At 58.1% G+C, this 351-nt stretch carries 1 protein-coding gene; it reads right to left on the bottom strand.

All coding sequences use genetic code 11. From position 1 onward, the window contains the following. Positions 1-351, bottom strand: a 351-nt coding sequence (locus LZP73_RS19505; protein ID WP_326490368.1) for a TrbI/VirB10 family protein, incomplete at both ends; no start/stop codon positions are given.

Raw genomic sequence — 351 nt, 5'->3', positions numbered from 1 at the left:
CGTCCTGGAACACCACGGTCACTTCGTTGCCCGCACCAATCGGTATCACCGGGTGATACTGTTCGGCACGTTTGATGTAGTAGTCACTGAGCGTCTGTGCGGCTTTCGATGCGCCGCCACCGATACCCATTTTCAGGACATCACCAGCCCCGTAAGCGGCTGTGGCACCCAGCCCGACAGCCGGCTGGGAGGCGCGCTCCATTCCCTGACCGATACCGTCAACAAATCCCGCGCCCCATGCCCAGCCGAGGATTTTGCCGTTACGCATCACCACTTCGCCCTTGATACCGTTTTTACCCCGGAAGCTGACATGCCCCTTAATCGGCATATCAATAGTTTTGCCGTCCTTCA

The sequence above is a fragment of the Shewanella sp. AS16 genome, assembly GCF_021412365.1.
In the GTDB taxonomy this organism is placed as follows: Bacteria; Pseudomonadota; Gammaproteobacteria; order Enterobacterales; family Shewanellaceae; genus Shewanella; species Shewanella salipaludis.
Note: the sequence above shows the minus strand (reverse complement) of the source record. Positions and strands in the feature narration are given on the sequence as shown.